The sequence below is a fragment of the Streptomyces sp. NPDC048496 genome (genome assembly GCF_043200055.1).
Taxonomy (GTDB): Bacteria; Actinomycetota; Actinomycetes; order Streptomycetales; family Streptomycetaceae; genus Streptomyces.
The window spans coordinates 1-13,637 of sequence record NZ_JBICXB010000016.1; the positions used below are offsets into that span (position 1 = coordinate 1).

A 13,637-nucleotide genomic window follows, 5' to 3' on the forward strand; every position below is an offset into this window, starting at 1 on the left:
TCAGGCTGGACGGATAGCATGGGCCGCTGACGGCCTCGGAGTTTTCGCACTGGCACACACCACGTGATCATTCCGGGGCCGTCGCCATGCCCGGAAGGCAGATCGCGACCGTCACGCTTCACGCATGACCGGCCACCCGACAGGCTCTGAGGCGGGCGGCGCGGAAGCTGCTCTAGGCGAGCGGCACCCGGACCGACGGAAACGGCCCGCAGGCGGTGAGCCTGCGGGCCGTTTCCGTCGGGCGGAGCGTGCGTACGGTCAGTCGTCGCCGCTCAGGATGGAGAACAGGCGCAGCATCTCCAGGTAGATCCACACCAGGGTCATGGTGAGGCCGAAGGCCGCCAGCCACGACTCCTCGCGCGGGGCGCCGAACGCGATGCCGTCCTCGACCTGCTTGAAGTCCAGGGCCAGGAAGCATGCGCCGAGGATGATCCCGATGACGCCGAAGAGGATGCCGAGACCGCCGGTGCGGAAGCCCAGGCCGTCACCTCCGCCGAAGACGGAGAACAGCAGGTTGACCACCATCAGGAGCATGAAGCCCACGGCGGCGGCCATCACGAAGCCGTAGAAACGACGGGTGACGCGGATCCAGCGCATCTTGTACGCGACGAGCACGCCGGCGAAGACACACATGGTGCCCAGCACCGCCTGCACCACGACGTCCATGCCCAGGGCGGCGTTGACCGCGCTGGAGATCACCCCGAGGAAGATGCCCTCGAAGGCCGCGTACGCGATGATCAGCGCCGGAACGGGCCGGCGCTTGAAGGACTGGACCAGCGACAGGACGAAGGCCACCAGGGCGGCGCCGATCGCGATGCCGTACGACTTGCCGATGTTGGCGGGGTCGACCGGCAGCAGCGCCCAGGCGAGCGCCGCGGTGAGAACGACGGTGCCCAGCGTCAGCGCCGTACGCGAGACGACATCGTCGATCGTCATCGCGCCGGTGCGCGCGGGCGCCTGCGGGGCGCCGTACTGGGCGTCCGGCTGGGCGTAGGGATTGGTGGCGTACGGGTTGGCGGCGGTGCCCTGCGCGTACGGGTTGGCGCTCGCGGTAGCGGCCCCGGCCTGCGGCGCCGCGTTGAAGCCCGCGTAGCCGTTGTCGCGGCTGAACCCCCGTCGCGAGAAGACCGGGTTGCTGCTCCTCATCTCACTCCTTCATGGCCACCCTGCGTGGCCTTGCCACAAGAGTAATGGGTAGGCAAAAGGATCACCCTCGTGCCAGAGGAGGATCTTTATGAAGGTTGACCACTGAAGTAACGTCGGGTGAATCGGCACCGTCGCTGAACGACGCAGTGGTGCCCGGAGCCGGACTCGAACCGGCACGCCCCCGAGGGGCAGCGAGGTTTAAGCTCGCCGTGTCTGCATTCCACCATCCGGGCTTGGCGCGCGGCTCCACGTCGGCACCTGACCCTATCCGGGGGTGTCCCCCGATCAGCGGAACGGTGGCGCGATGTTGTCTTATTTTATTGACCGCTTGAGGGGCCGTCAGCACAGCGTGGAAGGCATACTCACATACCTGGGCGGGGCGGTGGGCACCCGGACCCGCAATCGGGAATGACGGAAACTCGCCTCCCCGGGACGGCCCTGCGCGCCATGGGCCCGCCACCCGCCGGGCAACGGCCTCACCGGCGCTTCTCGCTCCCGGAGCGATCTCCGGCACCCGCGGGGCCGCGGACACACACGTGTCACCTGGATCACAGCGCCGACCCCGGGTCTGCGACGCACATCCTGAATCGTCCGCCCCGTCGGGCGGAATCAGCCGATCGAGCGACGCGGTCATGCGTCGGCACAGTCGTGCGAGGGGTGAGTGGGGCGCCGCGTCCGGTCAGCCCGACCCTCACTCTGTGTGATCTTCGGATCCGGGTGTGCGCGCCGCGGAGGAATCGGTTCGACGTACGACCGGCTCAGGGGCGGTGTCATACCCGAGGAGGACGAATCGCCCCTCCGGTGCGACTCAAGTGGCCCTCCGGAACGGGCACGGGGGCTGACGACCGGCAGCTGATCAGCGCCGACGATGGAGTAGTCCGCTTCCGGACCCCCGAACCGAAGCCCTGAACAGGAGTGTCCCCGTGACCATCACCTCCACCGCTCACCGCGCCACCGCGGTGGCTGCCCGCGCCACGGATCTGTCCAAGGTCTACGGACAGGGCGAGACCCAGGTGAAGGCCCTGGACCGGGTCACCGTGGACTTCCCGCAGGGCGAGTTCACCGCGATCATGGGCCCGTCCGGCTCCGGCAAGTCCACCCTCATGCACTGCGTGGCCGGTCTCGACAGCTTCAGCAGCGGTTCGGTACGGATCGGCGAGACGGAGCTCGGTTCCCTCAAGGACAAGCAGCTCACCCAGCTCCGCCGGGACAAGATCGGTTTCATCTTCCAGGCGTTCAACCTGCTGCCCACGCTGACCGCGGCGGAGAACATCACGCTGCCGATGGACATCGCGGGCCGCAAGCCCGACGCCGAGTGGCTGCGCAAGGTCATCGAGATGGTGGGGCTCTCCGACCGGCTGAAGCACCGGCCCACCGAGCTCTCCGGCGGCCAGCAGCAGCGTGTCGCGGTGGCCCGCGCCCTCGCCTCGCAGCCGGAGATCATCTTCGGTGACGAGCCCACCGGCAACCTGGACTCCCGCTCCGGCGCCGAGGTGCTGGGCTTCCTGCGCAACTCCGTGCGCGAGCTGGGGCAGACCGTGGTGATGGTGACCCACGACCCGGTGGCCGCCTCCTACGCGGACCGGGTGATCTTCCTGGCGGACGGGGCGATCGTCGACCAGATGATGCGCCCCACCGCGGACGGGGTTCTCGACCGGATGAAGGCGTTCGACGCCAAGGGCCGTACCAGCTGAGTACGGACCGCCCCCGCGCCCCCTTCCGGAACCCCTCCCCCTCCCAGGACTGACAGACATGTTCCGTACTGCCCTGCGCAATGTGCTCGCGCACAAGGCCAGGCTGCTGATGACCGTCCTCGCCGTGATGCTCGGCGTGGCCTTCGTCTCCGGCACCCTGGTCTTCACCGACACCCTCGGCAACGCCCTCCGCAACCAGTCGGCGAAGAGCTACGACAACGTCGCCGTCGCCGTCACCACCCACGCCGACCAGCGCGACCCGAAGGCGTCCGGCGTCAACGCCGCCACGCTGAAGAAGATCCAGGGCCTGGACGGTGTGGACACCGCCACCGGCCGGGTCTCCGGCTTCGCCGGGGTCGCCGACCCCGACGGCAAACTGATCGGCAACGGCTGGTCGAACACCGGCGGGAACTACTCCCCGGGAAAGAACGGCAAGGACGCCGCGTACACGTTCACCGACGGCACGGGCCCGGACGCGGCCGACCGGATCGCGCTCGACAAGGAGACCGCGAAGAAGGGCAAGTACCACGTCGGTGACAAAGTACGGGTCGCCACGAACGGGCCGGTGAAGGAGTACACCCTCTCCGGTGTCTTCACCACCGAGGACGGCGCGGTCAACGCGGGCGGCAGCCTGGTCCTCTTCGACACCCCGGTCGCCCAGCGGCTCTACCTCAGGCCCGGCTGGTTCCAGGACGTCACCGTCTCTGCCGCAGCCGGCGTCTCCGACCGGAAGCTGCTGGACGCGGTGGAGCCGCTGCTGCCGAAGGACGCCACTGCCCAGACGGGCAAGGGCCTCGCCGACAAGCAGGCCAAGCAGATCGAGACCGGCCTGAGCAGCCTCAACACGATGCTGCTCGGCTTCGCGGGCATCGCCCTCTTCGTCGGCATCTTCCTGATCGCCAATACCTTCACCATGCTGGTCGCCCAGCGCACCAAGGAGCTGGCGCTGCTGCGCGCCGTCGGCGCGTCCCGCCGCCAGGTCAAGCGTTCCGTGCTCGTCGAAGCCGCCGTGGTCGGCGTGATCGCATCCGTCATCGGCTTCCTGCTCGGTATCGGTCTCGCCACCGGGCTGCGCTCCGCGATGACCCTGATCGGCGGGAAGATCCCGGCCGGACCGCTGGTGGTCTCGCCCACCGCCGTCGTCGCCTCGTTCGGCGTCGGTGTCCTGATCACCGTGCTGGCCGCCTGGCTGCCGGCCCGCCGGGCCGCGAAGATCCCGCCGGTGGCGGCGATGAGCAGTGTGCACGCGGTGGCGACCGTCAAGTCCCTCGTGCTGCGCAACTCGATCGGCGCGGTGCTGACCCTGCTCGGTGGCGCGGCGATCGTGGGCGGTGCGGCGATGTCCGGGTCGGCCGGCCAGTCCGTCATCGGCCTCGGCGCCTTCCTCACGCTGATCGGTGTCATCGTGCTGATCCCGCTGCTGTCGCGGCCGGTCATCGCACTGGTCCGCCCACTGCTCGAGCGGCTGTTCGGCGTCTCCGGCAAGCTCGCCTCGCAGAACGCGGTCCGCAACCCGCGGCGTACCGGCGCCACCGCCTCCGCGCTGGCGATCGGTCTCACCCTGGTCACCGGTATCTCGGTGCTCGGCGTCACCCTCGGCCAGGCGATCGACCGGATGACGACGGACGACGTCAAGGCCGACTACATGGTGTCGATGGCCAGCCACGACACACTCGACAAGTCGGCGCTCACCGCCCTGCAGAAGGCCGACGGGGTCTCCGCCGTCTCGCCGCAGCAGGACGCCTCGCTCCGGGTCAAGGGCACATTCCACTCCGCCACCGCGGTCACCCCCGGCGATGTCGAGAGGATCTTCACGCTGAAGACGGTCTCCGGCTCGGTGGACTCGCTCGGCAACGGCGAGATCGCGGTCTCCGAGAAGGCCGCGAAGCACAACGGCTGGAAGACCGGCGACACCCTCCCGGTGACCTACGACGACGGGAAGACGGACGATCTGAAGGTCGGCGCGGTCTTCGAGGACAACGGGTTCCTCTCGCAGATCCTGATCTCGACGACGCTGGCGGCGCCGCACGAGGCCCATCCGCACATCCCCGGGGTCTGGCTGAAGATGGACGGGGGCACCAGCAAGGCCAACGAGCAGGCGCTGGTGGACGCGCTGGGTGACAACCCGGCGATGAGCATCATGGACCGCCAGGACATCCGGAACATGTTCGGCGGCTCCATCAACCTCGCCATGAACATCATGTACGGGCTGCTGGCGATGGCCTTGATCATCGCGGTGCTCGGGGTCGTCAACACCCTGGCGATGTCGGTCTTCGAGCGTCAGCAGGAGATCGGCATGCTGCGAGCGATCGGTCTGGACCGGCGCAGGGTGAAGCGCATGATCCGGCTGGAGGCCGTGGTCATCTCGCTCTTCGGAGCGATGATCGGTGTCGCTCTCGGTATGTTCCTCGGCTGGGCGATCGGCAAGACGCTGGCCACCTCGATCCCGGGCTACGCCCTGGTCATCCCGTGGGACCGGATCGCGCTCTTCCTGGCGCTGGCAGGACTGGTGGGTGTGCTGGCCGCGCTCTGGCCGGCCCGCAGCGCCGCGAAGCTGAACATGCTGACGGCCATCAAGACCGAGTAGCGGTCGGCCGGCACCGGGACACCACGGCCGAGGGCCGGTACGCGCAGTCTGGAGCTGCGCGTACCGGCCCTCGGTCCGTCCCGGTGTCAGCCGGTCGCGGACGCCTTCCATTCGCGGGCCCGCAGTGGCATGCGGGAGGCCCCGCCCTCCGCCGGGCGCACCGCGAGGATCTGGTTGACCCCGATCCTGTTGTGGTCGAAGGACAGGGCGGAGGCGGCCATGTAGAGGCGCCAGACCCTGGCCCGGCCGGGCGAGGTCATCGTGACCGCCCGGTCCCAGTGCTTCTCCAGATTGGCGACCCAGCGGCGCAGGGTCAGTGCGTAGTGCTCACGGATCGACTCGACGTCACGGGCCTCGAAGCCGGCCTCCTCGAGGGTGGCGACGGTCCGGCCCAACGGGGCGAGTTCGCCGTCGGGGAAGACGTACGCGTCGATGAACTCGTCCACGTGGTACGCGGACTCGTCCCGTTCGGGGCGGCGGGCGATCTGGTGGTTGAGCAGCCGGCCGCCCGGCTTGAGAAGGGCGTAGAGGTCGTCGGCGTACTCGCGGTAGCGGACCGAGCCGACGTGCTCGGCCATGCCGATCGACGAGATGGCGTCGTACGGGCCGTCCCTGACGTCCCGGTAGTCCTGGACCCGGATCTCGATCCGGTCGGTCAGACCTTCCTCGGCGATGCGCTTGCGGGCGTATGCGGCCTGTTCGACGGAGAGGGTCACCCCGGTGACCTGGGCGCCGTACTCGCGGGCCGCGTGGATGGCCATGGAGCCCCAGCCGCAGCCGACGTCGAGGAGGCGGTCGCCCTCCTTCAGCGCGAGCTTGCGGCAGACCAGGTCGAGCTTGTCGCGCTGGGCGTCCTCCAGGCTTCCGCCGTCCTCCCAGTAGGCGCAGGAGTAGACCATGGACGGGCCGAGGACCAGTTCGTAGAAGTCATTGCCCACGTCGTAGTGGTGGCTGATGGCCTCCTTGTCGCGGCGCTTGGTGTGGAGGGGGCCGGTGCGGCGGCGGACCTCCTCGGCGGGCGGGGGCGGCGGCGGCCAGGGTCCCGCCAGGTTCAGCAGGCTCCGGGCGGCGGCCCGGAGCTTTGGGTTCCGGATCGGGTGGACGGTGTCCTTCGCGTCCACGCCACGCTCCCAGAGCAGTCCGGCCATCAGATCCAGCGTCTCGTAGAGATCGCCGTCGATGTCGAGTTCGCCGGCCACCCAGGCGCGGGCCAGGCCCAGTTCGCCCGGCTTCCAGAGCAGTCGGCGCAACGCGCGGCGGTTCCGGATGACGAGAACGGGGGCGCCGGGCGGTCCGGATTCGCTGCCGTCCCAGGCCCGGATCCGGACCGGCAAAGGTTCTCCCAGCAACTCCTCGGCGAGAGCGTTCAGCCGCAACGCGGCGTCTGCCATGGCGTACACCTCCGTGATGGTGTTTCCCAACGAGCCCAAACATGCCCAAACATGCCTCGAACCACGCCATGTACCCGTGGTGCCACGACGAGGTACACCCCCGTGAACACTCTCCGGCGCCAACGCCATCCCGCAGTGGCGCAACGGAACGGCAAAATGCCTGCACACCACACATATGTGCCGGGGGGTCGCTCCCGGGCTCCGGACACGACGAAGGGGCCGCCCGCACCACGGATGGCGGGCGGCCCCTTCGGGCGTCGTACGGAGAGGATCCGGCGGACCGGAGCCCGGGTCAGGAGGCCTTGGCCTTCTCGCCCTCGGTCTTGGCGGCGGCCGGAGCCGGGGCCGGCTTGGCGGCCTCGTAGAACTCCTCGCGCGGCGTCTCCATGGCGCCGAGAGAGACGACCTCGCGCTTGAGGAACATCGCAAGGGTCCAGTCGGCGAAGATCCGGATCTTACGGTTCCAGGTCGGCATCGCCATGCCGTGGTAGCCACGGTGCATGTACCAGGCGAGACGGCCCTTGAGCTTGATCTTCATCTTGCCCATGACGATCATCGCGACGCCCTTGTGCAGGCCGAGACCGGCGACCGCACCCTTGTTGGCGTGGCTGTATTCCTTCTGCGGGAAGCCGCGCATCCCGGAGATGACGTTGTCGCCGAGGACCTTGGCCTGACGCAGCGCGTGCTGGGCGTTCGGCGGGCACCAGGCGTTCGGGTTACCGGCCTTGCGGCCGACCATGTCCGGAACCTGGGCGTTGTCGCCCGCGGCCCAGATGTAGTCGGTGCCCTGCACCTGGAGCTTCTCGGACGTGTCCACGTGACCGCGCGGACCGAGCGGCAGGCCGAAGCGGGCCAGCGCCGGGTTCGGCTTCACGCCGGCCGTCCACACGATGGTGTTGGAGTCGACCTCGAGGCCGTTCTTCAGGACGACGTGACCGTCGACGCAGGAGTCCATGGAGGTCGAGAGGAAGACCTCGACACCACGGGACTCCAGGTGCTCCCGGCCCCAGGTGCCCAGCTTCGGGCCGACCTCGGGAAGGATCTTGTCTGCGGCGTCGACGAGGATGAAGCGCATGTCCTCGCGCTTCACGTTCGTGTAGTACTTCGCCGCGTCGCGGGCCATGTCCTCGACCTCGCCGATGGTCTCCGCACCGGCGAAGCCGCCGCCCACGAAGACGAACGTCAACGCCTTGCGGCGGACGTCCTCGTCGGTCGTCGAGTCGGCCTTGTCCAGCTGCTCGAGAACGTGGTTGCGCAGGCCGATGGCCTCCTCGATGCCCTTCATGCCGATGCCCTGTTCGGCCAGGCCGGGGATCGGGAAGGTACGGGAGACGGCGCCCATCGCGATGACGAGGTAGTCGAAGGGCAGCTCGTAGGCCTCGCCGACCAGCGGCGCGACCGTGGCGACCTTGCGGTCCTGGTCGATGGTCGTGACGCGGCCGGTGAGAACCTCGGCCTTCGGCAGCACGCGTCGCAGCGGGACGACGACATGCCGAGGCGAGATGCTGCCTGCGGCGGCTTCGGGGAGGAAGGGCTGGTAGGTCATGTACGACCGGGGGTCGACGACCGTGACGGTCGCCTCTCCGTAGCGCATCTTCTTCAGAATGCGCCGAGCTGCGTACAGGCCTACGTACCCACCGCCTACTACGAGGATCCTGGGACGCTCCGTGGTGCTCATGCCATCGAGTATCCACCCCCCTCGGGGGGCATGCTCGTGAGCCCCTTCACAAGATATCGCCCACCCTCTGCTACACTTCGCCGCCCCCGTGAGCGAGGTCATGGCGCCACAGGGGAACCACGGCGCAGCGGCGAACGTTGTTCACCGCTTGTGAGCTGGCCCTTGAGCCCCGCGAGCGGGGCGAAGCACCCCTTCGATCGACACCGCGGCAACACGTCCGGAACCATCCCGCACGCGCAGCGAGCCGGTCCGCGGACGGTCACGGGGCCCGTACGGAGCAGAAGTGCGCGTCAAGGGAACGAATTCCTTGTGAAGAAGTTCACGAACTTCGTCGCGAAGTGTCTCCCGAAGAGGTCCCGGAGAGGCTCCCGTCGACTCAAAGGTGCAGGCGAGAGTGCGCATGAGCGCCTTTTCGGCGCCTCTTGCCGCACCCCCGCGAACAGCCTTTCGGGCGCCCTTTCGAGCGAACTGCCGACGGCCTCCCGGCTAGGTCCTGCCCTACGCGATGGACCAGGCGATCCCGTCGAGAATGTCGTGCTCGCTGACGACGATCTCGCGGGCCCCGGTCCGCTTCATCACACCCAGCAGGACGAGCGCCCCGGCGGTGATCACGTCGACCCGCCCCGGATGCATCGCGGGGATCGCGGCTCGCTCGGCGTGGGTCGAGGTGACGAGCCGACCGGTGATCTCCTGGACCTGCTCGAAGGAGATCCGGGAGTGGTGGATCGCCTCGGAGTCGTACTCCTCCAGTCCCAGCGCGATCGCGGCCACGGTGGTGACGGTGCCGGCGAGGCCGACGAGCGTGGCGGCTTCGGTGAGCGGGACGGTCTCCTCGGCCAGATCGAGAGCGGCGTCGATGTCCGCGCGGATCGCGGTGATCTGACCCAGTGTGGGAGGGTCGGTGACGACACCGTCGCGTACGAGGTGGCGCTCGGTCATCCGTACGCAGCCGATGTCCACCGACCGCGCGGCCAGGACCCGGTCGTCGCCGACGACGAACTCGGTGGAACCGCCGCCGATGTCCACCACCAGGTAGGGCTTCGGCAGGTGTTCGCTGCCCGCGAGCTCCTTGGTGGCGCCGTCGAAGGAGAACTCGGCCTCCTGGTCGCCGCTGATCACCTCGGGCTCGACGCCGAGGATGTCCAGTACGCCGCGTACGAACTCGTCCCTGTTCTCCGCGTCGCGGGAGGCGGAGGTGGCGACGAAGCGGATCTTCTCCGCGCCGTACTCCTTGATGACGGCCGCGTACTGGCGGCAGGCGGCGAAGGTCCGCTCCAGCGCCTCGGGGGCGAGCCGGCCGGTGCGGTCCACGCCCTGGCCGAGCCGGACGATCTCCATCCGCCGGTCGAGCTCGGTGAGCTCACCGGTGGACGGGTCCGCGTCGGCGACGAGCAGACGGATGGAGTTGGTACCGCAGTCGATGGCGGCCACGCGGGTCATGGGTGCTCCTAGAAATCAAGCCCCTCCGGCGATTGAGGAGCGGGGGTCCGGGGGCGGAGCCCCCGGGGGGAACGGTCAGCCCTCGTCCGGCGCGCCGCACGGCGTCACGCAGGGCCCCTTGCGCCACCACTCCGGCAGCATGGCGATCGCCTCGTCGCCCAGCGGGTTCACGCCCGGCCCCGCCGCCAGCGAGTGCCCCACCAGCACGTGCAGGCACTTCACCCGGTCCGGCATGCCGCCCGCGCTGGGAAAGCCCTCCAGCACCTCGATCGCGTCGCGCCGGGCGATGTAGTCCTCGTGCGCGGCACGGTAGGCAGCCGCCAGCTCCGGGTCCGTGGCCAGACGCTCCGTCATCTCCTTCATGACGCCGTTCGCCTCCAGCGTGCCGATCGCGGAAGCCGCGCGCGGGCACGTCAGGTAGTACGTCGTCGGGAACGGCGTACCGTCCTCCAGCCGCGGGGACGTCTCGACCACGTCCGGGTTGCCGCACGGGCAGCGGTGCGCGATCGCGCGCAGCCCGCGCGGCGGGCGGCCGAGCTGCTGCTGGAACGCGGCGATGTCCGCCTCGGTGGGTGTGGTGGACTCGGTGTGGGGAGGGGGCGTTTCCATGCCTGCCTTGGATCTACTCGGATGCGTGAACTACGGCTCCGCACGGTGCTGCGGAGACGAGGTGAACAGGGAAATGAGAAGTCAGTTGCGGTCGGCGCTGTCCACGCCGTCCCACAGGTTGGAGTGCCACGGCCGGTCGGCTTCCTTCGCCCCTCCGCTGCGTTCCTTCGCCGCGTCGGGGTCGGTCACCGTGTAGCTGGTCTCCCCGGGACGCACGTAGTGCAGGTGCTCCCGGGCCAGCCGCCGGATGTACGCCTCGTCCTGGAGCCGCGCCTTCTCGTCGCGCAGCTCCTCGGTGTGCTTCTCGGCCTCCTGCGCCAGCCGCTCCTGGTCGGCGATGTCGTCGCGCTGCGACACGTACTGCCGCATCGGGTACGCGAGCGCCACCACCAGGGAGCAGACGACCAGGGCGAGGAACGCGGCCCGGCCGGTGAGCCGTGAGCGGCGGGCCTGGCGGCGGTTCTGGGACCGGTAGACGCGGGCGGCGGTCTGCTCACCGAGCAGTCGCAGCCGGGTCGCGGTGGAGAACCGGTCCCGGTCCTTCGCGGCCATGTCTCCGCCTCCCCACTACGCACGTCCGTCCCCGCACACGGTACGGGACCGAGTGCGGGGACGGACGGAGGCCAGGGCCTTTGCCCGGTACCGGGCCTGCCATCAGCCCTTACCGTGCTGATCAGTTCGCGGAGCGCTGAGCTGATCAGTTCGCGGAGCGCTGAGCTGATCAGTTCGCGGAGCGCTGAGCTGATCAGTTCGCAGAGCGCTGTGCTGATCAGTTCGCAGAGCGAAACCGCGGGAACGCGGAGCGGCCCGCGTACACCGCCGCGTCGTCGAGGATCTCCTCGATGCGCAGCAGCTGGTTGTACTTGGCGACGCGGTCCGAGCGGGCCGGGGCGCCGGTCTTGATCTGGCCGCAGTTCACCGCGACGGCGAGGTCGGCGATGGTGACGTCCTCGGTCTCGCCGGAGCGGTGGGACATCATGCACTTGAAGCCGTTGCGCTGGGCCAGCTCGACGGCGTCCAGGGTCTCGGTCAGCGAACCGATCTGGTTGACCTTGACGAGCAGGGCGTTGGCGGAGCCCTCCTCGATGCCGCGGGCCAGGCGCTCCGGGTTGGTGACGAACAGGTCGTCGCCGACGATCTGCACCTTGGCGCCGAGCTTCTGGGTGATGACGTTCCAGCCGGCCCAGTCGTCCTCGTACAGCGGGTCCTCGATGGAGACCAGCGGGTACGCGGAGACGAGCTCCTCGTAGTACTCGGTCATCTCGGCGGCCGAGCGGGACTTGCCCTCGAACTCGTACTTGCCGTCCTTGTAGAACTCCGAGGCGGCGACGTCGAGCGCGAGCGCGATGTCCTTGCCCGGGACGTAACCGGCTTCCTTGATGGCCTCGAGGATGAGGTCCAGGGCGGCGCGGTTCGACTCCAGGTTCGGCGCGAAGCCGCCCTCGTCGCCGAGGCCGGTCGACAGGCCCTTGGTCTTCAGGACCTTCTTCAGCGTGTGGTAGACCTCGGCGCCCCAGCGCAGGGCCTCGGAGAAGGACTCCGCACCGATCGGCGCGATCATGAACTCCTGGATGTCCACGTTGGAGTCGGCGTGCGACCCACCGTTGAGGATGTTCATCATCGGGACGGGCAGCAGGTGCGCGTTCGGGCCACCGAGGTAGCGGAACAGCGGCAGGTCCGAGGCCTCGGACGCGGCGTGCGCGACGGCCAGCGAGACGCCGAGGATGGCGTTGGCGCCGAGCGAGCCCTTGTTCTCGGTGGCGTCCAGGTCGAACATGGCCTGGTCGATCAGCCGCTGCTCGGTGGCGTCGTAGCCGACGAGCTCCGGGCCGATCTGCTCGATCACGGCGAGGACGGCCTTCTCGACGCCCTTGCCCTGGTAGCGGTTGGGGTCACCGTCGCGAAGCTCAATGGCCTCGAACGCACCGGTGGAGGCGCCGGACGGCACAGCAGCACGGCCCGTGCTGCCGTCGTCGAGGCCAACCTCGACCTCGACCGTGGGGTTTCCGCGGGAGTCGAGGATTTCCCGGGCTACGACGACGTCGATGGACGGCACGAGGCATCTCCTTCTGGGATATGACGCTGGTTGTGCAGGGTCGCTTTGGCCTTGCGACAAGAGCCTAACCGGCTGGGCCGCCTCGGTCCGCCGACCGCCCGCCTCCTGGGACGAAAAAGGACCCGAGGGCACTCATAGCGGGGCAAAGGTCCAGATTTCTACTGGACGGTAACGACAACAGTTGAACGGTGAATACGAGAAACCCCGACCCGGCGCGTACGGGGGAATCCGCGCCGGGTCGGGGTGCTTGGGGAGGAGAGAGCCCGTGTCCACGGGGAGCCCGTGTCCACGGAGCGCTCGCCCTACTTCGTCAGGTGGAGCTGCTGACCCGGGTAGATCAGGTCGGCGTCCGCGACGATGTCCTTGTTCAGCTTGAAGAGCTGCTGCCAGCCGCCCTTCACCTTGTGCTGCGCGGCGATCTCGCTGAGCGAGTCGCCGGACTTCACCTTGTACTCGCCGTCGCCCTTGGCGACCTTCTCGCCGGTCGGCGTGGTGACGGTCTTCTTGGGGGCGGTGCCGCGGTCCGCGCGGGAGGCGGCGGGGGCCTCGGTGCGCTCGGCCGGCTTCGGCGCGGCCTGCTTCGGCGCGGCCTGCTTCGACTGCTGCGCCGGGGCGCTCTGCTGCGCGGTGGAGCCGGTGTCGACACCCGGGTCGACACCGTCGTTGGTGAGGCGACCCGCGCCGGCACAGCCCCAGGCACCCGGGCCCTGCATGGCGAGGAGCTTCTCGGCGGTGGCGATCTGCTGAGCCTTGGTGGCGAGGTCGGCACGCGGGGCGTACTGCGTACCACCGGCGGCGGCCCAGCTGGACTGCGAGAACTGCAGGCCGCCGTAGTAGCCGTTGCCGGTGTTGATGGACCAGTTGCCACCGGACTCGCACTGGGCGACGGCGTCCCACGTGGCGACGGAGGCGGCGGAGGCACCGGTCGCACCCATCAGGGGAGCGGCGATGGCGGCACCGGCGACACCGGCGAGCGTGGCGACACGGACGGCCTTGGACGGGCGACGGTGCTTGCCCTTGCTGTTCAGCAGCATGG

10 protein-coding genes and 1 tRNA gene are annotated in these 13,637 nt (G+C 69.1%); 2 read left to right on the forward strand and 9 right to left on the reverse strand.

Annotation, left to right across the window (positions count from 1 at the left end):
- Positions 1 to 258: 258 nt before the first annotated feature.
- Together ACGFSA_RS17165 and ACGFSA_RS17170 are read right to left on the reverse strand one after the other, a co-directional pair.
- Positions 259 to 1,146, reverse strand: a complete 888-nt coding sequence (locus tag ACGFSA_RS17165; RefSeq protein WP_393304946.1) for a Bax inhibitor-1/YccA family protein — start codon at positions 1,144 to 1,146, stop codon at positions 259 to 261.
- A gap of 147 nt (positions 1,147 to 1,293) precedes the next feature.
- Positions 1,294 to 1,379, reverse strand: a tRNA-Leu gene (locus ACGFSA_RS17170).
- 690 nt (positions 1,380 to 2,069) lie between these two features.
- Here ACGFSA_RS17170 and ACGFSA_RS17175 point away from each other — a divergent pair.
- Positions 2,070 to 2,840 (forward strand): ABC transporter ATP-binding protein, encoded by a 771-nt coding sequence (locus ACGFSA_RS17175; protein WP_266984854.1) that lies wholly within the window; start codon positions 2,070 to 2,072, stop codon positions 2,838 to 2,840.
- 58 nt (positions 2,841 to 2,898) lie between these two features.
- Positions 2,899 to 5,427 (forward strand): ABC transporter permease, encoded by a 2,529-nt coding sequence (locus ACGFSA_RS17180; protein WP_393304948.1) that lies wholly within the window; start codon positions 2,899 to 2,901, stop codon positions 5,425 to 5,427.
- Positions 5,428 to 5,513: 86 nt separating this feature from the next.
- On the opposite strand, the gene ACGFSA_RS17185 is transcribed toward ACGFSA_RS17180, so the two are convergent.
- The 7 genes from ACGFSA_RS17185 to ACGFSA_RS17215 form a co-directional block, all read right to left on the reverse strand.
- Complete coding sequence (locus ACGFSA_RS17185) at positions 5,514 to 6,818, reverse strand: class I SAM-dependent methyltransferase (protein ID WP_393304950.1); 1,305 nt, start codon at positions 6,816 to 6,818, stop codon at positions 5,514 to 5,516.
- Positions 6,819 to 7,110: 292 nt separating this feature from the next.
- The gene (locus ACGFSA_RS17190) at positions 7,111 to 8,496 is read right to left on the reverse strand and encodes an NAD(P)/FAD-dependent oxidoreductase (protein WP_393304952.1); all 1,386 of its coding nucleotides are present in this window, start codon (positions 8,494 to 8,496) and stop codon (positions 7,111 to 7,113) included.
- Positions 8,497 to 8,994: 498 nt separating this feature from the next.
- A complete protein-coding gene (locus ACGFSA_RS17195) occupies positions 8,995 to 9,936 on the reverse strand; it encodes an exopolyphosphatase (RefSeq protein ID WP_393304954.1) in 942 nt (313 codons plus the stop codon).
- 75 nt (positions 9,937 to 10,011) lie between these two features.
- Complete coding sequence (locus ACGFSA_RS17200; protein WP_393304956.1) at positions 10,012 to 10,545, reverse strand: DUF501 domain-containing protein; 534 nt, start codon at positions 10,543 to 10,545, stop codon at positions 10,012 to 10,014.
- An 81-nt stretch (positions 10,546 to 10,626) separates the two neighbouring features.
- Positions 10,627 to 11,097, reverse strand: coding sequence for a septum formation initiator family protein (locus ACGFSA_RS17205; protein WP_393304958.1), 471 nt, complete (start codon positions 11,095 to 11,097; stop codon positions 10,627 to 10,629).
- 217 nt (positions 11,098 to 11,314) lie between these two features.
- Positions 11,315 to 12,601 (reverse strand): phosphopyruvate hydratase, encoded by a 1,287-nt coding sequence (gene eno, locus ACGFSA_RS17210; RefSeq protein WP_393304960.1) that lies wholly within the window; start codon positions 12,599 to 12,601, stop codon positions 11,315 to 11,317.
- Between the two features lie 302 nt (positions 12,602 to 12,903).
- Complete coding sequence (locus ACGFSA_RS17215; protein WP_393304962.1) at positions 12,904 to 13,635, reverse strand: transglycosylase family protein; 732 nt, start codon at positions 13,633 to 13,635, stop codon at positions 12,904 to 12,906.
- Positions 13,636 to 13,637: the final 2 nt, after the last annotated feature.